The organism is Pseudarthrobacter sp. alpha12b, from assembly GCF_054130495.1.
In genome coordinates, this window is sequence record NZ_CP196746.1 from 186,072 (window position 1) to 204,005 (window position 17,934).

At 66.1% G+C, this 17,934-nt stretch carries 19 protein-coding genes; 7 read left to right on the forward strand and 12 right to left on the reverse strand.

The genetic code is table 11. From position 1 onward, the window contains the following. Positions 1-24: 24 nt before the first annotated feature. From ACTAQI_RS00855 to ACTAQI_RS00865, 3 genes are all read right to left on the reverse strand, one after another. Entirely contained in the window at positions 25-1,725 is a 1,701-nt protein-coding gene (locus ACTAQI_RS00855; RefSeq protein ID WP_457948878.1) for a phospholipase C, read from the reverse strand. A 64-nt stretch (positions 1,726-1,789) separates the two neighbouring features. Continuing rightward, positions 1,790-2,809, reverse strand: a complete 1,020-nt coding sequence (locus ACTAQI_RS00860; RefSeq protein WP_457948880.1) for a DUF6454 family protein — start codon at positions 2,807-2,809, stop codon at positions 1,790-1,792. A 131-nt stretch (positions 2,810-2,940) separates the two neighbouring features. After that, positions 2,941-4,353: an aminotransferase-like domain-containing protein gene (locus ACTAQI_RS00865; protein ID WP_457948882.1), complete on the reverse strand. Its 1,413-nt coding sequence runs from the start codon at positions 4,351-4,353 to the stop codon at positions 2,941-2,943. Here ACTAQI_RS00865 and ACTAQI_RS00870 point away from each other — a divergent pair. Both ACTAQI_RS00870 and ACTAQI_RS00875 read left to right on the forward strand, forming a co-directional pair. After that, a complete protein-coding gene (locus ACTAQI_RS00870) occupies positions 4,352-5,287 on the forward strand; it encodes a DMT family transporter (protein ID WP_457948884.1) in 936 nt (311 codons plus the stop codon). The two genes, ACTAQI_RS00865 and ACTAQI_RS00870, sit on opposite strands and share 2 nt — an antisense overlap. Before the next feature lie 14 nt (positions 5,288-5,301). Continuing rightward, a complete protein-coding gene (locus tag ACTAQI_RS00875) occupies positions 5,302-5,922 on the forward strand; it encodes an FMN-binding negative transcriptional regulator (protein ID WP_457948886.1) in 621 nt (206 codons plus the stop codon). Between the two features lie 11 nt (positions 5,923-5,933). Here ACTAQI_RS00875 and rlmC read toward each other — a convergent pair whose 3' ends face one another. Both rlmC and ACTAQI_RS00885 read right to left on the reverse strand, forming a co-directional pair. Beyond that, complete coding sequence (gene rlmC / locus ACTAQI_RS00880) at positions 5,934-7,061, reverse strand: 23S rRNA (uracil(747)-C(5))-methyltransferase RlmC (protein ID WP_457948887.1); 1,128 nt, start codon at positions 7,059-7,061, stop codon at positions 5,934-5,936. A gap of 102 nt (positions 7,062-7,163) precedes the next feature. After that, positions 7,164-7,850 (reverse strand): HAD hydrolase-like protein, encoded by a 687-nt coding sequence (locus ACTAQI_RS00885; protein WP_457948889.1) that lies wholly within the window; start codon positions 7,848-7,850, stop codon positions 7,164-7,166. A gap of 73 nt (positions 7,851-7,923) precedes the next feature. On the opposite strand from ACTAQI_RS00885, the gene ACTAQI_RS00890 reads away from it, so the two are divergent. Next, on the forward strand, positions 7,924-8,385 hold the full coding sequence (locus tag ACTAQI_RS00890) for an Lrp/AsnC family transcriptional regulator (protein WP_457948890.1): 462 nt from the start codon (positions 7,924-7,926) through the stop codon (positions 8,383-8,385). Here ACTAQI_RS00890 and ACTAQI_RS00895 read toward each other — a convergent pair. The 3 genes from ACTAQI_RS00895 to ACTAQI_RS00905 form a co-directional block, all read right to left on the reverse strand. Next, a complete protein-coding gene (locus ACTAQI_RS00895) occupies positions 8,382-8,522 on the reverse strand; it encodes a hypothetical protein (RefSeq protein ID WP_457948891.1) in 141 nt (46 codons plus the stop codon). The two genes, ACTAQI_RS00890 and ACTAQI_RS00895, sit on opposite strands and share 4 nt — an antisense overlap. Before the next feature lie 62 nt (positions 8,523-8,584). Further along, positions 8,585-9,997 (reverse strand): aldehyde dehydrogenase family protein, encoded by a 1,413-nt coding sequence (locus ACTAQI_RS00900; RefSeq protein ID WP_457948893.1) that lies wholly within the window; start codon positions 9,995-9,997, stop codon positions 8,585-8,587. Further along, complete coding sequence (locus ACTAQI_RS00905) at positions 9,990-11,042, reverse strand: homoserine dehydrogenase (RefSeq protein WP_457948894.1); 1,053 nt, start codon at positions 11,040-11,042, stop codon at positions 9,990-9,992. The genes ACTAQI_RS00900 and ACTAQI_RS00905 overlap by 8 nt, the downstream gene beginning before the upstream one ends. A 288-nt stretch (positions 11,043-11,330) precedes the next feature. Between ACTAQI_RS00905 and ACTAQI_RS00910 the strand changes: the two genes are divergently transcribed. Together ACTAQI_RS00910 and ACTAQI_RS00915 are read left to right on the forward strand one after the other, a co-directional pair. Further along, positions 11,331-12,767: an amino acid permease gene (locus ACTAQI_RS00910; RefSeq protein WP_457948896.1), complete on the forward strand. Its 1,437-nt coding sequence runs from the start codon at positions 11,331-11,333 to the stop codon at positions 12,765-12,767. Between the two features lie 158 nt (positions 12,768-12,925). Then, on the forward strand, positions 12,926-13,699 hold the full coding sequence (locus ACTAQI_RS00915) for an IclR family transcriptional regulator (RefSeq protein WP_457948897.1): 774 nt from the start codon (positions 12,926-12,928) through the stop codon (positions 13,697-13,699). 21 nt (positions 13,700-13,720) lie between these two features. Here the strand turns inward: ACTAQI_RS00915 and ACTAQI_RS00920 are convergent, their stop codons facing one another. From ACTAQI_RS00920 to ACTAQI_RS00930, 3 genes are read right to left on the reverse strand one after another with little or no spacing between them, the layout of a single operon-like run. After that, positions 13,721-14,497: an IclR family transcriptional regulator gene (locus tag ACTAQI_RS00920; RefSeq protein WP_457948899.1), complete on the reverse strand. Its 777-nt coding sequence runs from the start codon at positions 14,495-14,497 to the stop codon at positions 13,721-13,723. Between the two features lie 30 nt (positions 14,498-14,527). Further along, a complete protein-coding gene (locus ACTAQI_RS00925; protein WP_457950957.1) occupies positions 14,528-15,277 on the reverse strand; it encodes a cyclase family protein in 750 nt (249 codons plus the stop codon). Then, positions 15,277-15,723 carry a hypothetical protein gene (locus tag ACTAQI_RS00930; RefSeq protein ID WP_457948900.1) on the reverse strand — a complete coding sequence of 149 codons (447 nt, stop codon included), beginning with the start codon at positions 15,721-15,723 and terminating at the stop codon, positions 15,277-15,279. The genes ACTAQI_RS00925 and ACTAQI_RS00930 overlap by 1 nt, the downstream gene beginning before the upstream one ends. A gap of 123 nt (positions 15,724-15,846) precedes the next feature. Here ACTAQI_RS00930 and mmuM point away from each other — a divergent pair, with 123 nt between their 5' ends. Next, the gene (mmuM, locus tag ACTAQI_RS00935; RefSeq protein ID WP_457948902.1) at positions 15,847-16,800 is read left to right on the forward strand and encodes a homocysteine S-methyltransferase; all 954 of its coding nucleotides are present in this window, start codon (positions 15,847-15,849) and stop codon (positions 16,798-16,800) included. Positions 16,801-16,874: 74 nt separating this feature from the next. After that, a complete protein-coding gene (locus ACTAQI_RS00940; RefSeq protein ID WP_457948903.1) occupies positions 16,875-17,225 on the forward strand; it encodes a DUF3846 domain-containing protein in 351 nt (116 codons plus the stop codon). 34 nt (positions 17,226-17,259) lie between these two features. On the opposite strand, the gene ACTAQI_RS00945 is transcribed toward ACTAQI_RS00940, so the two are convergent. Continuing rightward, positions 17,260-17,745: a hypothetical protein gene (locus ACTAQI_RS00945; RefSeq protein WP_457948905.1), complete on the reverse strand. Its 486-nt coding sequence runs from the start codon at positions 17,743-17,745 to the stop codon at positions 17,260-17,262. Positions 17,746-17,934 lie beyond the last annotated feature (189 nt).

Below are 17,934 nucleotides of genomic sequence, written 5' to 3' on the forward strand. Positions count from 1 at the left end.
TTCTTGCTCTGCAGTGGGTTTAAATCACTGGCCTGCGGGGTGCCCGTTGTGGCTGATGGAAGCGACGGCTCCGGTCTGTTCGTTAAGGAGGACCTTGTCCTTGCGTTCGTGGTGGAAGTTGAACATTGCCTCCACGGATCCGGCGGTCGCATCGGCTGAGGAATCGCCGATCTGGCCGGTGTGCCAGTTGTCTTCGATGAACCGCAGGATGGAGGCCTGGTCGGTTTCGGTGTGGTCCACGAAGTTCTTCTTGGCGTAGGGGGAGATGACCACCAGCGGCTGGCGGGGTCCGGGGCCGCAGCGGTCGGCGTAGCCCCCTGCCACCGGGACGCCGTTTGTTGCAGCGTTCAGGCACCATGCGGCGTCGTCTGATCCGGTGGAGGCGTTCTTCGGCTGGGCGGCGGCGTGGTCGTACCATCCGTCCGAGTCGTCATAGGCCAGCACCACGGCGGTGTTGTCCCAGTTTTTGGACTGCTGGATCTGGTTGACGGTTTTGGTGATGAAGTTCTGCTCGTCGACCGGATCCGAGTACGCCGCGTGGCCGTCCTGGAACATGCCCGGCTTCAGGAAGGAGACGGCCGGCATGTTGTCGCTGTCCACCACCTTGCTGAAGTCGGTCAGGTCGTACTGGTGGTTGGCCTGGCCGTCGTGGCCGATTTCGGCGTCCGAGGCAGGAGCGAGGTGGTGCGGGTTGGCCGTGGACTTGTAGTACTGGAACGGCTGGTGGTGGGGGGAGTAGTCCACCACTGAGGCGCCGGCGGCGTTGGTGTGGCTGGCCAGGCATGACGCCGGGGTGGTTCCGCTCGCGGGGGTGGTGGGGGTGAACCCGCCCTGGAACCAGCCCCAGGAGGTGCCCTGGGCGCTGAGCAGGTCGCCGATGTTCTTGCCGGTCATGCCGGCCAGGTTGTTGGCCTTGGCGTGGCTGTTGTTGGAGCAGTCGTCATAAACCGGGTCCGGGTCATTGATCACGGTTCCGACGCCGTTGGCGTCGGGCTGGCGAACGGTGCTGCTGCCCGCGGCCGGCGTGGCGACGGGCTGCCCCGCGGCGTCGTATTCCCTGACGCCGTGGGTTTGGCCCGAGATCAGGTTCAGTGCGCCCGGGGTGGAGGGGCCGAAGACGGTGCTGTAGTGGTTGTCGCTCATGGCGTAGTTCTGGGCGTAGTTCCAGATGCCGGTGACGGTGTTGCCGTCGTAGTAGTCCATGGTCAGGCCGGGGCGTCCGTACTGGTTGGTGCCGCAGGCGTCCCGGCTGGTGTATTCGACGAACCTGTCCATCAGGCCGCCGTTGTACGCCTTCTGCTCGGCACCGTAGTTATGGTCCTGGTCGCAGGTGACGGCCTGCATCGGGGAGAGCCGTGCAGGCTGGACCGAGTTGGGGTTGTTGGGTGCCAGCAGGCCTGCATGGGCCAGGGTGTTGATGTCCTTCGGCGTGTCTTCGGCTGCTGTGAAGGAGGCCGCCGGGGTAGCTGAGCCCTGCAGCGTCTCGCCCGCAGCGTTTGCTGCCTTGGGGTAGGTGGCGAAGTAATGGTCGAACGACACGTTTTCCTGGAAGAGGACCACCACGTGCTTGATGGGCGTCGCCGTATCGCCATGCGTGCCCGCGGCGGTGGCTGGGACGGCGGTGAAGCCCACCAGGCCGGCTGTCACGGCCGAAGCAGCGAGGACGGCGGCGCCGGTGGCAGCGGTAACACTTTTCCTGGTGAATCTGGGTGCCGGATAAGGCATGGGGTATCCAATCGTTCCTGCTGCGTGGATGCGCTGCCGCCGGCGGCGGAAGCGCGGGGGAGTGCTACTTGGCGGGGGTGACGTCGGCTTCGTAGGTGAGGATCTCGGTGCCGTTGCCTTCGTCGCCGTTGTCGGGGGCCACCGTCATGGTGAGGTGGCCGCCGTCGGCCGTCATCTTGAAAGGGTTGCGGGTAGCCACGTGCCCGGCGGTGGACCACTGCTGGAACGGGACGTCACGGGTCACGGCATGGGATTTGAGGTCGATCATTGCCATGCCGCCGAGTTCATAGGTGGCCGCGGTCCCGCCGGCCTGTGCAGTCTGCGGGAGGTTGGTGACTCCGGCGCAGAGCATCCTGGCGTTGGGAACGTCCTGGCAGTCCTGGTAGTCAATGAAGTAGTTCGGGTTCTCCCAGGTGGACAGCTCCTTGCCCTGCAGGTCCCATTCCGCGAACCGTCGGGAACCCCAGGTGTTCCCTACGAGGTGTCCGGTCTGCTTGTCCAGGACGATGCCGCCGAAGTGGTCCTTGACCTCGAACTGCTTGTGGACGGCGAGGGTGTCCGCATCCACTTTGTAGATGATGGCGCTGCTGTCCGGCCGGTACTGCGCCACCGGCACCCAGACGTTGGTGCCGTCGAAATCGATGCCGCCCGGGTGGTACATGTCGCCCTCGCCCAGGACGATGTCTTTTTGCAGGTTCCCTGCTTTGTCCATGACGAACAGGTGGCCGATGCCCTTGCCCGGTGTGCGGTCGTACCCGTCCTGCGGGGTTGGGTACTTGACGGTGGGTTCAAGGATCTGGACGGCTGAGAGGAAGATGTGGTCCTGGCTGTAGGCGATTCCCTCGGTGTGGTAGGTGGGGAAGTTCAGCTTCAGTTTGGACGTTTGCTGCCAGGCCGTGTTCCGGGTGACGGAGTTGAATGCATTGGCCAGGTCGGTGTTCGTTTCGTGGTGCGTTCCAGGCTCGGGGCTGATGCCCTGCCCGGGGACGTTGGCCTGCGCTGCCGCAGTACCGGCCACCGCGCAGGCGGCAACAATCAGGGACGCGGCCAAGGACAGGGCGCGCCGAGTGGGTTTGGAGCTCATGGTGGGGGCCTCTTAAGGTTGGGGTCTCAACAGGAGCTCTCAAGTTACTAATGGGTAATGAACCGGGAATGGCGGTCCGGTGAACTGGCGCTGTCGCAGGACTGACCGGTTGGCGCGGTGGGCCGCCTGCCTTAACCGAGGTTGGCCGCCAGCGCCTCGCCGATGATGCGGGCACCCTCCGTATATGCGCCCGGATTCGGTCCTGAGTAGTTCAGGCGGATGAAGGCGCCGGCGGGCTCGGCCGGAAACCACTCCGTGCCGGCGGCGATGATCACGCCGGCGTCCCCGCAGTCACGCACCAGCCGCGGGAGGTCAGTGGTGTCCGGCAGCCGCAGCCACAGGTTCAGGCCGCCCTTGGGCAGGTTGTCGATGTGTGCCTGCGGAACGTACTCCCGGATGCTGGTGGCCAGCAGGTCCCGGCGCGACTGGAGCTGGTGGCGGAGGCTGCGCAGGTGGGTCTGCCAGCCGGGTTGCGTCACCACATCCAGCGCCGCTGCCTGCAGGAGCCCGCTGACATACATTGACTCGGCGGCCCGGTGGCCCAGGATGCGCTCCCGCGCCGGTCCGCGCACGATCACGGCGGCAATGCGGATGGCCGTGGAGACGCTCTTGGTCAAGGACCTGATGTAGACCACATGGCCGGAGTCATCCCGCGTCGCCAACGGCACGGGGTCCGAGGTGATGCCGAAATCGTGGGCCCAGTCGTCCTCCACCAGGAACGCGCCGTGCCGGCGGGCAACGTCCAGGATTTCGTTGCCGCGGTCCGGCGTCCACTGCGCCCCCGTGGGGTTGGAGTAGTTGGGCTGGACGTAGAACGCGCGGGCCCCGGTCTCGGTGAACGCCCGGTCCACGTCCGCGGGATCCGGCCCATCCGGACCGGTGGGAACAGGAACCACCCGCACCCCGGTCTGGGCCGCGGCCAGGATGGCACCCCAATACGACGGCGACTCCATGAGCAGCGGCTGTCCCGCGCCCACCAGGGCCCGGAAGATGGAGCTGAGCCCGCTCTGGCTTCCCGGCAGCACGATCACATCATTCGGCGTTGGCGGCGTTATCCCCGCCGGTGTTGCCGACCCCAGCTCCTGGGCGAACCATTGCTGCAGTTCGGGCATGCCGGCGGCAGGTGGCCGGGACAATGCCGCATCACCGCGGGCGGCGCGGGCCAGGGCTGCCCGCACCAGCCGCTCCGGCAACAGCTCCCGGTCGGGGTAGCCGGAGTGGAACCAAATGGCATCGCTGGGGACACTGCGCATAGTGCTCGACGACGGGGGCAGCGGCGAGGACGGCGACCGCAGCGCCGCGGTCTGCCAGCCATAGTCGGACGGGCGCGCCGTCCGCACAGCACGCACGAAGGTTCCGACGCCGGGGCGGCTTTCGATCAGCCCCTGCGCGGTCAGTGCCTGCAGCGCCTTCTGCACCGTCACCGGGCTGGCCTGGTGTTCAGCCACCAGTTGCCGGGAGGACGGCAGCCGCGCGCCCGGGGCGGCCCCCGAGATCCACTGCCGGAGTGCCGCAACGATCCGGGAACTGCTATCGTTGTTCATGAAAGAACATAGTAGCGCTACTGTCCTGAATCGCCCAGTGATACTGCCGCGGAAGGCCACTGGAACTTGGTGGGGCCTTCTGGGTGTGGCGGCCTTCTCGTTCACTGTTCCTTTTACCAAAGTGGCGGTCGCGGGCCTGTCTCCGCTGCTCATCGGTTCCGGCCGTGCCGTTGTGGCCGCGGTCCTTGCCGCCGCAGCGCTTGCAGCCACCCGGCAACGGCTTCCGCAACCCCGCACCTGGCTGCGCCTTGCCCTCGTGGCCGGCGGCGTCGTCGTCGGATTTCCGCTGCTCACGTCCTGTGCCCTCACCGCCGTGCCGGCGGGGCATGGCGCGGTGGTCATTGCCCTCCTGCCGGCAGCCACGGCGACGGTGGCAGTCCTGCGTACCGGCGAGCGTCCGCCTGCTCTCTTCTGGGCCGTGACGGCGCTCGGCTCGCTGGCGGCGGTCGCCTTCGCCTTCCTGCAGTCCGGCGGTGTGGGGCAGCTGCACTGGGCGGACCTCCTGTTGCTCGGTGCCGTGGCCTGCGCCGCCGTGGGGTACGCGGAGGGCGGCCTGCTGGCGCGCCAACTCGGCTCATGGCAGACCATCGCCTGGGCGCTGGTCCTCGCCGCGCCGGCCATGCTGGTCCTGGCCGTGCTCTCCGTCCTGGACCAGCCGCCGTCGGCCACGCCCGTCCAGTGGGCGGCCTTCGGCTACCTTGCCGTGGTCAGCATGTTCCTGGGCTTCTTCGCCTGGTACCGCGGGCTGGCCATCGGCCCCATGGCGCAGGTAAGCCAGATCCAGCTGCTCCAGCCCGTACTCAGTATCGGCTGGGCCGCACTCCTGCTGGGCGAGGCACTCACCTGGACCACCGGCGTCGGCGCCCTTGCCGTCATCCTTTGCGCCGCCGCAGCCATCCGCGTCCGGCTCAACCGGCCAGCCACCCAGCACTGAAAGGTTCTTCCTCCGTGTACATTCCCGCCCACTTTGCTGCCCAACCCGACGCCATCCGGAACCTCCTCGCGAGCCCCGGCGCCGCCAACCTGGTCACCATGACGGACCAGGGCCTGATGGCAACACTGCTGCCCTTCGCCTTCAACCCGGCGGCGGGGGAGCGCGGCGCACTGCAGGCCCACATGGCGCGCAACAACCCGCAGTGGTCCACTGTGCCCTTCGGCGAGGCACTGGCCATCATCCAGGGCCCGGACGACTACATCTCGCCGTCGTGGTACGCGTCCAAGGCCGAGCACGGCCGCGTGGTTCCCACCTGGAACTACAGCACCGCGCACGTCTACGGGGAGCTGGTGGTCCATGACGACGCCGGCTGGCTGGCACGGCACGTCCGGCACCTGACGGCCCTGCACGAGGGCGGACGCCAGGATCCGTGGGCCGTGGACGACGCCCCGGAGACGTTCATCGCCGGGCAGCTGCGCGCCATTGTTGGGGTGGAACTGGTGATCACCCGGATCGAGGCGAAGGAAAAACTGAGCCAGAACCGCTCCGCCGCCGACGCCGCAGGAGTGGCGGCGGGGCTCCGGGCCGACGGGCGGGAAGCCAGCGCGGCCGCCGTGGAACGTGCGTGCCTCTGAACGACGCTGTATCAGCCGGCGCGCTCCAGGAGCACCATCACCTCGTAGTGCGTGGTCTGCGGAAACATGTCCAGGACCCGTGCCCGCCGCGCCGTGAAGGAGGGCAGGGCGGCCAGGTCACGGGCCAGGGACTGGGCGTTGCAGCTGGAGTACACCACGTGCCGCACATCAGAGGACTCCAGCCAGCCGCACAGGTCCTTCCCGATGCCGCGCCGGGGTGGGTTCACGATGACAAGGTCCGGCGACTGCTCCGCCGCGAGGGCAAAAGCGGTGGCATCCCCGGCCTGGAACTCCATGCCCTCCAGGCCTGCCTCGTCACTGCTGAGGCGGGCGGAGGCGATCGCCTCGCTGCTGGTTTCAATGCCTGTGACGGTGCGGGAGGGGGCGGCGCTGTGCAGGGCGAAGCCGCCTACGCCGCAGTACAGGTCCCACACCGAGGCCGGGGCCAGTTCGTTGACCCACTCGCGCCCCTGCCGGTAGAGCGCCGCGGCCATGTCCGTGTTGGTCTGGAAAAAGCTCTGCGGGCGGAGGTGCAGGTTGATGTCATTGACCTGCATGTTCAGGGTGGACTGCTCCGTCAGCAGGATCTCCTGGTCGCCTTCCAGCACCGCCTTGTGTTCCGGGTGAAGGTTGACGGAGACCACCTTGACCTGCGGCAGGGCGGTCTGCAGGTCCGGAAGGTGCTTCCGGATGCGCGGCACTACCTGTTCCGATCGCAGGACCAGGCGGAGCATGACCTCCCCGTCGGGGGACTCGGTGATGATGACGTGCTTGAGCTCGCCGGTCCGGCGTGGAACGTCATAGGGTGTCAGGCGGACCCGGCGGATGAAGGTGGCCAGGACCGGGAAGACGGCCCGCAGGCCGGGGGAGCAGACGCCGCACTTGCGCAGGTCCACGCCGTGGCCGTCGGCGTCGAGGATTCCAATGGTGGGGTTCTGCGCCGTCCCGCCGATCACCATCTTGGCCTTGTTGCGGAATCCGGACTCCTGGCTTGCCACCGGTGGAAGCCATTCCAGTTCCGCGTGCCCCGCGAGGAGGGCCTGGCAATGCAGCTGCTTGCCGGCCAGTTGTTCGCCGTAGGGCCTGCCCATGTGGGTGCAGGAGCGGCAGACGCCGGCATCAAAGTAGGAACAGTGCATGACTGGACAAGTTTACCCGGTCGCTTTCCCTGCCGCCCTCGGAAGGGTACGACGCCGGCACTTGCTTGAGTCCTAGCGGTCGTACCTTCAGGGCCAGGACCTTCAGCCCAGGACGGCAGGGAGCACGGCAGCGGGGGACGGAGCGATAAAGGCGGCACCGGCTTCCTCACCTGCGGCGCCGTAACCCCAGGCTGCGAAGGCAACGGGTATGTCGTGACTGGCGGCCCCCGCTACGTCGTAACTCCGGTCACCCACCATGAGCGGGCGGGACACGTCCACGCCCGCGGCGGCCAATTCGGGCAGCAGTGCGGCTATGACGTCTGCCTTTGTCCATCTCGCTTCCTGGTCCGATGCGCCGCAGATGCTGACGAAGTAGTGGTCCATGCCAAAGCGGCGGGCCATTCGGAGGGCCTGGTCTTCGGCTTTGGACGTTGCCACCGCCATGGGAACGCCCGCGAAATGCAGCCGTTCCAGAAGTTCGGCAATACCCGCGTACGGAACCGATTGGGATGCGCCGTGTTCCGCATGTGCCCGCCGGTAGTGCTTCAGGGCCAGTCGGGCAAGGGCTTCGTCAGGTCCCAAATACTCCCTGAAGGATTCGATCATGGGAGGGCCCACCAACCGGAGCAACTGGGGGCCGGGAGGAACGGGCACCCCCACGGCGGCGAGCGCCCGGGCGGCACTGGCCGTGACGCCTGCGGCCGAGTCCAGGAGTGTCCCGTCCATATCGAACAGCACGCAGCTGAAGGCCGGTGTGCGGCTTAGGGAAAGCCGGCGTCGAAGTATCATCTGTTTGTGCTTTCGTTCTGGAGCCGGGCCGGCTCGTGTCTGCTGGTGGGATTTGATGCGGTGAAGGGTGGACATGGAGCGGGCAAGTCTTGATCGGATCGATCAGAGCATCCTGGCGGAGCTGACGCGCAACGCCCGTGTCAGCCATGCGGAGCTGGCTGCCAAGGTGCTCTTGTCCCGGAACGCGGTGCGCCAACGCATTGACCGGATGGAGCGGCAGGGATATATCCAGGGCTACACGGTGGTGGCCGGTGCGCCCGGACAGGGACTTGTGTCCGCGTTCCTGATGGTCTACCGGAAGGACAGGGTGCGCGGCGCGGATGTCATCGCTTTGCTGCAATCGATCCCCGAGGTTGTTCTTTGCGATGTGGTCAGCGGTGACTTCGACTTGTTGGTGCGGGTGGAGGCGCGGTCCCTTGAGCGTATCCAGGAGATTTGGGAGCAGATAGCAGCCACTCCCGGCGTGGCAGATACCGTCACGGCAATGACACTGTCCAACTATGTCCGGCGGGCAACCGCTGTGCTGCCAACCTAGAACCGGGCCCCGCCCCCAGACGGGGCTCCAGCGCCCGTGACCGCGGCGGCGATCAGGACCATGGTGTGGGCGCCCCAATAGGCGCCGGCCGGCACAGCGACTGGCCCCAGCGTATCTATCTCGATGCGGTCTTTCATGGGTTCTTCCTGCTGGGAGGGAATGTGCCTGGGAAGGGAAGGGCAAGGACCCTTCCCTTCCCCTAGCGCTTTATGCAGACAACTTTCGGCTGGGTCATCTCCTCGTAGGCGAACCGGACGCCTTCGCGGCCCATGCTGCCGTACTTGGATCCACCGAACGGCATGCCGTCGAAGCGGTAGTCCGAGGAGTCGTTGACCATGACCCCGCCGGCGTCGATTCGGCTGGCCGCCTGCATTGCCGTGTCCAGGGAGCGGGTGAAGATGCCGGCATGCAGGCTGAAGTCGACGGCGTTTGCCACCTCGACTGCCTCGTCGAAGGTCGCGAAGGGGTGCAGCATGACCACCGGCCCGAACACCTCCTCCTTCCACAGCCGGCTGTCTGTGGGCACGTTTTCCAGGACCGTGGGCTGGAAGAGATTGCCGTCCCTGATGTTGCCGGCCAGGACGGTGGCGCCCGCGGCGGCTGCCGCATCGATTTTCGCCTTGAGGTACTCCACGGATGCCGTGCTGATCATGGGGCCAACATCGGTGCTTTCCGCTGCCGGGTTGCCTGTTTCCAGGCGCGAGGTTTCCTGAAGGAAGAGCCGGCGGAACCGGGCGTACAAGGGCTCGGCCACCAGGATGCGCTGCACACCCACGCAGTTTTGGCCGGCGGCCCAGAACGCTCCCGAGACGCACGCTTCCACGGCGGCCGGAAGGTCGGCATCGTCCATGACGATCACCGGCGCGTTGCCGCCCAGGTCCATGGCCAGCTTCTTCAGGCCGGCGGTCCGCGCGATGGCTTCACCGGTGGAGAACCCGCCGGTGAAGGACACCATCCGGACCTCCCGGCTTTTGACGATCGCCTCGGCCACCTCCCGGTCCCCGTGGACCACGTTGAGCACGCCGCTGGGCAGGCCCACTTCGGTGAGGACGTCTGCCAGCATTTGGGCTGACAGCGGGGTCGAGGCGGACGGCTTGAGGATGACGGCATTGCCCCCGGCAATGGCGGGGCCGACCTTGTGGGCCACCAAATTCAGCGGGTCGTTGTAGGGCGTGATGGCCGCGATGATGCCCAGGGGTTCGCGGGTGTACCAGCCAATACGGTCCTCCGAGCCCTCATAGGAGTCAAAAGGCACCGTCTCCCCGGCATTGCTGCGCGCCTCGGCCGCGGACAACCGCAGGGTGTTGACCGCCCGGAGGACTTCCTTGCGCGCCTGCCGGATGGTCTTCCCACTCTCGGCCGTGATGGTCCGGGCGAAGTCCTCGCGGCGCGCCTCAATTACCGTGGCTGCGTCATCGAGAAGCATCCCGCGCTTGTGGCGGGACAGCGCCCGCGCCTGTACGGCCCCGTCCCGGGCCGTTGAGATGACCGCATCCACGGCCTCCGGCGAGGTCAGGGCGACTGCGCCAACAATCATGCCGTCGTAGGGGTTCAGCACATCGCGGAAGGCGGGCAGGATCCCGCTCACCAGTGCCAGCGTCGATTCACGCATCGACGGTTTCCCGCATCCGCGCGCCGTGCATGGCAATGATGTCCGACAGCAGGGCGTATGCCGTCTCGATCCGTCCCGCCCCGGGACCTGAAACAGTAACCGGGCCCAGGAGGTCCGTGTTGAAGGACACGGCATTGTTGGCGCCGGAAACTCCCGCCAGCCCATGGTCGAGCGGGAGCGCCGCGGGGGCAACCCCGGCGCTGACTGTGCCGTCCGGGTTACGCTGCGCGAAGCCCACCAGTTTCCATCGCCGGCCCTCGCTCTTGGCCCTGCTGAGGTCCTTTGGGGTTACTGTCGACATCCCCTGGCGCTCTACGTCGGCAAGGCTGAGGTCCGCGCCCAGCAGTTCATTGGCCAGGATCAGGACCTTGAGCTGGACGTCGTAGCCCTCGACGTCAGCGCTTGGATCGGCTTCGGCGTAACCCATTTGTTGGGCCTCTCGGACCGCCTCGTCAAAGCTGAGGCCTTCTTCCATCCTGCCAAGGACATAGTTGCTGGTGCCGTTCAGGATGCCCTCGAAGCCGTTCAGGGCGAGGCCGGGGAACAGTGTCTTTGCAAGCCGGATGACCGGGGTGCCGCTCATCACGGCGCCCTCGAATTCGAAGTGCAGCCCATTCCGCTGTGCCAGGCCGGCCAGTTCGGCACCGTGCAGGGCGACAGGGCCCTTGTTGGTGGTGCAGACGCTCTTGCCTGCTTCGAGGGCCCAGCGGACATGGGAAGATGCCGGCTCACCGTCTGAGGGGTTGGTGAACGTCGCCTCGCAGATGATGTCGGCGGGGCACGTCTTGATGACGTGCTCGTTGTCGGGCACTGCCGAGCCCCCGTAGGCTGCGAAGGTCTCGGTTCCGGGGTCCAGCCGCAGGGCCATGTCCAGGTCGATTCCTTCGACGCGTGCCAGTGAACCGAGCCGGAGGTCCGTGACGGCCACCACCCGCAAGCCGAAGCCCAGCTCGTGGCGAAGTCCATCGCCGCGGGTGGCGATAAGTTCTGCGAGTGTCCTGTTGACGCCGCCGAAACCGATCAGCGCGATGTTGTAGGTGGTCATGGTGCTCCTTGGCTGTAGTGATTGGGTGTTCCAATCGTGGGCCCATGTGGTGTCCGTCCCTGTATGTCCAAACGCACTATCAGCCGGGCATATCGACCATTGGCCTGCCGTATCGACATATGGGGTCTGCGTAGTAAACGTGCAATATTCGCATCTCAATATGACTTTGGTGACTAAAAGGCTTCTCCTGTGTTACTTTCATCACTGTCGACGCGCTCACATCTCCTCTCGGACACTCAGGCGAACTGTGGCCTTCCGTCCCACCCCTTTCCCCCTTGGAGGCATCTTTTGGAAACTTCGACCCCCCTCACCCTCAAGCCGGAACCGGGAGCACCTCCTGCGGCGGAATCGGGACTCCGCCGCTCCATGGGTCCCCGCCATCTGGTCATGATCGCCATGGGCGGCGTGATCGGGTCCGGACTCTTTCTCAGTTCGGGCTACACCATCTCCCAGGCCGGTCCCCTCGGGGCCGTGCTTGCCTACCTGGTGGGCGCCTTTGTCGTGTATCTGGTGATGGCTTGCCTCGGCGAGCTCGCCATCGCCTACCCCGTCTCCGGCGCGTTCCATATCTACGCTGCCCGGTCCATCGGTCCTGCCACCGGTTTCGCAACAGCCTGGCTGTACTGGCTGTGCTGGGCGGTGGCCATCGGGTCCGAATTCACTGCCTCGGGCCTGCTGATGCAGCGATGGTTCCCCGCCGTCGACGTGTGGGTCTGGTGCCTTGTCTTCGCGGGCACGCTGTTCAGCCTGAATGCCGTGTCGTCAAAGTTCTTCGGCGAGTCGGAGTTCTGGTTCGCCATCGTCAAGGTCGGGGCGATCATCGCGCTCATCGTCCTGGGCGGTGCGGCACTCCTGGGCTTTCACCCGCTCAGTGAAACAGGCAGCCATCCCTTCCTCTTTGAAAACTTCAGCACTGACGGCGGACTGTTTCCCAACGGATTCACGGGTGTTCTCGTCACGGCGCTCGCGGTCTTCTATGCGTTTTCCGGCTCCGAACTGATCGGTGTGGCCGCCGGGGAGACCAAGGACCCAGCCACCAGCATCCCCAAGGCGATGCGGAGCACCGTGATCCGCCTGCTGGTGTTTTTCGTCGGTGCAATCGCCGTCATTGCCGCAACCATCCCCTACCAGGAAGTGGGGCTGGATGAGAGCCCGTTCGTCACGGTCTTCTCAGCCACCGGCGTTCCGTTCGCCGCGGACCTGATGAACTTCGTCATCATCACGGCGCTGCTCTCAGCGGGAAACAGCGGATTGTTCTCCTGCGCCAGGATGCTGTACTCCCTCGCCGACGAGGGCCATGCACCGCAGGCACTGAAGAAACTGACGCGTCGCGGCATCCCCATGACCGCACTGTCCGTGAGCATGCTCGGGGGGCTGGCATCCCTCATCAGCAGCGTGGTCGCTCCGGAGACCGTCTACCTGGCACTGGTGTCAGTGGCCGGCTTCGCGGTGGTGGGTGTGTGGATGTCCATCACTGCATCGCACTTCTTCCACCGGCGCGCGTTTGTCAGGAACGGCGGTGACGTCGCTGCGCTTGCGTACCGGGCCCCGCTCTTCCCGCTGGTTCCCATCCTGGCGTTCGCCCTCTGCCTGATCTCCCTCGTCGGCATCGCCCTGGACCCCGCCCAAGTCGCAGCGTTGTACTTCGGCGTACCTTTCGTCGCAGCCTGCTACGGCTACTTCTTCATCCGGTACGGACGCAGGGCCCGTACCGCCACGACGTAGGGCTGGAGCCTTAGCGTGGCCTGGTGCGGCGGCTCATGCCGTCCGTGCCAGGCCACACTTGCGCCCGGCCACGCGGGGGCGTCCGTCCCACCAGGGATCCGCCCGCGTGAAGACGCGTGTGAAGATAGGCTGGTTGCCGGTCGGAAGGAGCAGCAAGGATGGATAACTCCCCGGAGGTGTCATCGCTGGCGCAGGGACTGCGCATTGTGCGGGTGGTGGTGGACCGGGAAAAGACCGGCAAACAACTCCTGGGTGTATCGCAGCTGGCGGCGGAGCTGGACATGGACCAGAGCCGGGTGTCTCGGCTGACGCAGGAGCTCTGCGATCTTGGCCTTTTGGAGCGCCGCGAACGTGGTCCGTTTCGGGTGGGGCGGGGCTTCTTCGGCCTTGCCGGCTCGCTCAACAATGGCTGGATACGCAACGCCGGAGCCGAACTGGAGGCGCTGGTGGCTGCCACCGGCCTTCGTTCGCGGGTCAGCGTCCGCGACGGTTTTCGCGTCATCCTCCTTCTGGCATCCAGCAACGATTCACGCACCGGGAGCTTCGTGCAGCCTGGCATGGTGACGCCCGTCTGGTGCACCGGAGCGGGACGGGCCTTGCTTTGGGACCATAAGCAGCGTGCTTTTGAGGCCTTGCTGTCCGATGTGAATTTTATCGGCGTCGGTGGCCCCGGGGCTGCGCACTCCACGGAGGAAACCTGGGAGCTGATGGCCAGGGACAAAAACCAAGGGTTCGTTGCTGCCGTGGAGGAGTTCGAACACGGCGTTGTGGAAGTGGCTGTTCCCGTACGGGACGCGCAGGGCAGCATCCTGGCCTCGCTGAGTGTCCTGGGCAGCCTGGCCGAGGTCGGGCCTGACGCAGGGGAGTTGGCGGGCCGCATTCGCCAAGCTGCCGCCAGGATAGGATCCGCCCATCCCGATCCTGAAACCTGACGCATGAACGACGGCGGACGCCTACGGCCGGATGCTGGCTGAGGGGCACCCGAGCATGGCCTCAAGCCACTGCCCCTGGGCAACCAGCTTTCCCGCGTGCTGCAGTCGCCGCGGCTCGAGCCGGCTCTTGGGGCCCACCACCTGGAGGGCGGCCACCACTTCACCCCTAAAGTCCCGGACGGGAACGGCCAACGAGTAAAGCCCCGGCTCCGCTTCCTCGTCGACAATGGAGTATCCGCGCACCCGCGCGGCTTCGAGCCGTTCCAGGAAATCGTCGACGTCGGCCGGCGTATTGGGGCCGTGCCGGACGAAATCCACCTTCGCAAAGACCTGCCGGATCTCAGTGGCTGAGGACTCCCAGAGAAGAGCCTGTCCGGCGTCGCTGCAGTAGGCGGGGTAAGGCCGGCCCAGCCACGACCCCACGATCTTGGTGCTCGCGGGGATGCTTTCACCCACGGTCACGGTGCTCTCCCCGTTGAGGACGCCCAGGAAACATCCTTCGTCGGTTTGGCTCGAGAGGCGGTCCAAAGCGGCCATTCCGTCAGTATGCAGCCGGCGCTGGGTCAGCAGGTGGGCATCAGTGAGGATGCTCCAGTCGACGGCAAAGGTGCGTTGGGGCGTTCTGCGCAGGAAGCCTTCCTGCTCCGCGGTCCGCAGGCTGCGTGAGACCTGGCTGCGGTCCCGGCCAAGGTCGGCAGCGATCTCGGCCACCGTTCCGCCGGGGAGGCCGCGGGTGTGGCGCTCCCCGGCAGCCAGGACGGCCGCAACTCCCCGCCCCATGCTCGTAGTCTTCGACATGGTCCGAGTCTAAGTGACGGTCTCCTGCGGTCAGGAGATGGCGAACACGCGGGCGGGAAATCCGCTTCCTCCGCGCGGCTTGGCCCAGCTGGCGACGATTACGGCGCCCGACTCGGGCAGGCCGGTGAGATCCGCCAGCAGTTCGATCTGCCAGCGGTCCTGGGCGAGGACGTAGGTTTCGAGTGCGAAGTCCCCGCCGGAGGTTGCCAGGCCCGGGTCCGTGTCCGTCTGCTCGTGCCCGATGGCAGACACTGACCGCTCCTCGAGGAGGAAGGTGAGGACCTCACGGGACCAGCCGGGGGTGTGGCTGACGCCCTCCGCGTCCCTGTTGGCCATGGCCTCGCTGTCCGGCCAGCGCCGGCTCCATCCGGTCCTGAGCGCTACGAATGAAGCGGCGGGAATCGTGCCGTTCCGTTCTTCCCATTCCCGCACATCCTCCAAAGTGGGGGTCGCGTCCGGATCGCCGTCAACGCGGTGGGTGATGTCCAGGACCACCAGCGGCAGGAGCATCTCCTGCACTTGAATTTGGTCCAGGGTGCGGCCGCCGCGGATGAAGTGTGACGGCGGGTCCACGTGCGTTCCCCACTGGCCAACGATCGAATACCGGTGGGCCGTGAATCCGTCACCTTTTTCGAGATCGAAGATCGCTTCCCTGGTTTCGTCGGGGAACGCGGGGAAGTGCGGCTGGCCCGGGTGGAAGGCGTGGGTGAGATCGGTGAAAGTCCTGCCGGCCAGGGCGGACTGAAGCGCGGGCCAGAGGCTGGTGGCGGTCCGGGTCATCATGCCGCCGCGCCGGAGCGGTCGTTGGTGCTGATGCTGCCGGAGACGCTCATGGGTCCTGACACTTCAATGACGGGCACCTCCCAAGGGTGGATATCCATCAACTTCTGCATGAACTGCCCAACAGCGCTGTCGTTTAGGGCGGCATCGAAGTAGGTGGTGAAAACGAAGGTAGGTGAAACGGTCCGTTCACCAACATTGCCGAGCGTGGGTACGGCGCCGTCGCCGCAGGTGAACCCCTCCAGTCCAAGGGCCGACTCGAAGACGTGCTTGTAGTTTCCAAAGTCGCCCAGGTCGTGGAACTCCTCGACGGCCTGCAGGAGCGCTGCCAGGCCCTGGTCCTGGTGGAGGGCCGTGATCTGACCTGAGGCTATGCGGGTGAAAGTTTCCGTGCTGATGGGCCAGTGCACCCGAAGCTTACGGACTGTATTGAGCTGCACACGCACGTGCGGTCCTCCTATGGTGGCTCGTTGTTGCCTGCCATCGTGGCACATAGTGATGTGCATTACAAGCATGCATAATTGCATATAATGATGATTGACCACCACGTCACATAGTTTGGAGCCTGCATGTCCCGCACCGCACACCTGTCCAGCCTCCTGTCGCAGGACGCAACGGTGGTCTCCGACGGCGCCCTGGCCACCGAACTTGAGCGCCGCGGCTGCGACCTGAATGACCCCCTGTGGTCCGCAAAGGTCCTGTTGGAACAGCCGGGCCTGATCAGGGAGGTGCACCGCGACTATTTCGCGGCGGGGGCCAACATCGCGACCACTGCGAGCTATCAGGCGACGCCGCAGGGATTTGCGGCACGAGGCTTAAGTGAACAGGAAGCCTTGGAGCTGGTTGCCCTCTCCGTCCGCCTGGCGGACGAAGCGCGGGGGCAACATCTGGCGGAGCATCCTGATGCCGGAGCGCTGCTCGTTGCCGGTTCCGTCGGGCCATTCGGCGCCTACCTTGCCGACGGTTCGGAGTACCGGGGGGACTACGTCCTCACCGCAAAGGAGTTCCGGGACTTCCACGCGCCCCGGATCGCCGCGCTGGTGGATGCCGGCGTCGACGTCCTGGCGATGGAAACGTTGCCCTCCTTCGCCGAGGCGGAGGCGCTGGCGGCACTTGGCCGGGAACACGGCGTCGGCAGCTGGTTTTCCTTCTCCCTGCGCGACGGCGGCCACATCAGTGACGGAACTCCGCTCGCCGAGGTGGCACGGTATCTTGACGGGCAGCCGCACGTCGCCGCGGTGGGCGTGAACTGCGTCCCGCTCAACCTGGTTGGTCCCGCGCTCGCAGCCCTGCGCCTGCACACGGACAAGCCCTTGGTGGCCTACCCCAATTCCGGTGAAGCCTACGATCCCGGGACTAAGACATGGAGCCGGGACCATGCATCTGCCGGCGGCCCGGGCCCGGCAAACCTTGCCCGGGGTGCCGCCGAATGGGGGACGCTCGGCGCGCGCATCGTGGGCGGCTGCTGCCGGACCACCCCTCGGGATATTGCGGCGCTGGCCGGCGTGGCCGGCAAGGCCTAGCCCGCGCTACCGGTAAGCCCGTTCCGGGAACACGGCCGTCTCCCCAAGTGTTAAGACCTATGGAGAGACGAACGATGAACAGCAGAACTTACACAGCACTCGTAGTACCGGCGAGCACGTCCGAGCCCATCCGCATCGCGCAGGTTGAAGCGGACCCGCAGGCCCTGGAAGCCTTGGTGGGCGGCCCGCTGGAGTCGGTAATCCGCGGCGACTGGCATGTCTATCTCAACGCGGAAAGCGTCACCATGCTCCTGCCGGTCAACTTCCGGGCGGGGCAGTTGATGCACGAATGCGGGCTGGACCTTGGCGGAATCCGGGGCACCGCAGTCTTCCTGGGCCGCGGTGACCACGGGGCGGAGGCGGATATCCCTGACCACCTGCCCCGGCTCGTGGAGGAGCTTTTCGGGGTGCCGCTGGCCGCGTAAAGCAAACGCGGCCAGCGGTGACCCGCGTGCTGGGTTACGCGACTGCAGCGCACACGTCCGTCACTGTGCCTGAGCCGGTGAACTTGCCGCCCCTCTCCGAACCATCAGCGTTGAGCGTCCAACTCACCGTTCCTCTCGTGAAGTAGAGCCCGGCGGGATGTCCGTTTGCCTCAGGAACGGTAATGAGGTTCGCGCCAGTCGCTGTGACGAACTGGCCACCGTCGGACAAGTTCTGAATCTTGGTGAGGCCGGTGATGACATAGCTGACCGAGCCCCCCGGACCGGTGACGGTGGCCTTCAGGTTGGGTCCGGTAATGAACTGGCGTCCCCCCGGCAGGTCAATTACCCCCAACTTGCCCTGGGCCGACAAAGTTGCCTCGAAGCCGGGGCACGACACGGGAAATGACACATCGATCGGACCGGGTACGGCTGCAGCTGTTGCCGGCTGCGCCGCCGCAATGACGGATCCCAGTACCAGGCCAGAGAGGGCCAGGCCGTGCGTCATGCTCTTGGTGTTCATCGGTTCTTCCTTTCACTACATCCGGTTTGGGCATACCAACAGTCCCGCCCGCGCCTTAAACAATCCTTAATTGCGGATGCGCTCTGGTGGACTTCGGACTGGAGGAGCATGATGGGGTTGATGTGACCCACAAGTGGCGCATCCCGGGCAGGCGCTGGGGTCGCTGGCAGGCATGAAACGCCGGCGCCG

Coding starts and splice junctions, on each gene's coding strand:
- ACTAQI_RS00900 (WP_457948893.1), bottom strand. CDS start 9,997: ATGCGTGAATCGACGCTGGCACTGGTGAGCGGGATCCTGCCCGCCTTC.
- ACTAQI_RS00925 (WP_457950957.1), bottom strand. CDS start 15,277: ATGACCCGGACCGCCACCAGCCTCTGGCCCGCGCTTCAGTCCGCCCTG.
- ACTAQI_RS00870 (WP_457948884.1), top strand. CDS start 4,352: ATGAAAGAACATAGTAGCGCTACTGTCCTGAATCGCCCAGTGATACTG.
- ACTAQI_RS00855 (WP_457948878.1), bottom strand. CDS start 1,725: ATGCCTTATCCGGCACCCAGATTCACCAGGAAAAGTGTTACCGCTGCC.
- rlmC (WP_457948887.1), bottom strand. CDS start 7,061: ATGCACTGTTCCTACTTTGATGCCGGCGTCTGCCGCTCCTGCACCCAC.
- mmuM (WP_457948902.1), top strand. CDS start 15,847: ATGTCCCGCACCGCACACCTGTCCAGCCTCCTGTCGCAGGACGCAACG.
- ACTAQI_RS00885 (WP_457948889.1), bottom strand. CDS start 7,850: ATGATACTTCGACGCCGGCTTTCCCTAAGCCGCACACCGGCCTTCAGC.
- ACTAQI_RS00940 (WP_457948903.1), top strand. CDS start 16,875: ATGAACAGCAGAACTTACACAGCACTCGTAGTACCGGCGAGCACGTCC.
- ACTAQI_RS00890 (WP_457948890.1), top strand. CDS start 7,924: ATGGAGCGGGCAAGTCTTGATCGGATCGATCAGAGCATCCTGGCGGAG.
- ACTAQI_RS00865 (WP_457948882.1), bottom strand. CDS start 4,353: ATGAACAACGATAGCAGTTCCCGGATCGTTGCGGCACTCCGGCAGTGG.
- ACTAQI_RS00920 (WP_457948899.1), bottom strand. CDS start 14,497: ATGTCGAAGACTACGAGCATGGGGCGGGGAGTTGCGGCCGTCCTGGCT.
- ACTAQI_RS00905 (WP_457948894.1), bottom strand. CDS start 11,042: ATGACCACCTACAACATCGCGCTGATCGGTTTCGGCGGCGTCAACAGG.
- ACTAQI_RS00895 (WP_457948891.1), bottom strand. CDS start 8,522: ATGAAAGACCGCATCGAGATAGATACGCTGGGGCCAGTCGCTGTGCCG.
- ACTAQI_RS00915 (WP_457948897.1), top strand. CDS start 12,926: ATGGATAACTCCCCGGAGGTGTCATCGCTGGCGCAGGGACTGCGCATT.
- ACTAQI_RS00945 (WP_457948905.1), bottom strand. CDS start 17,745: ATGAACACCAAGAGCATGACGCACGGCCTGGCCCTCTCTGGCCTGGTA.
- ACTAQI_RS00860 (WP_457948880.1), bottom strand. CDS start 2,809: ATGAGCTCCAAACCCACTCGGCGCGCCCTGTCCTTGGCCGCGTCCCTG.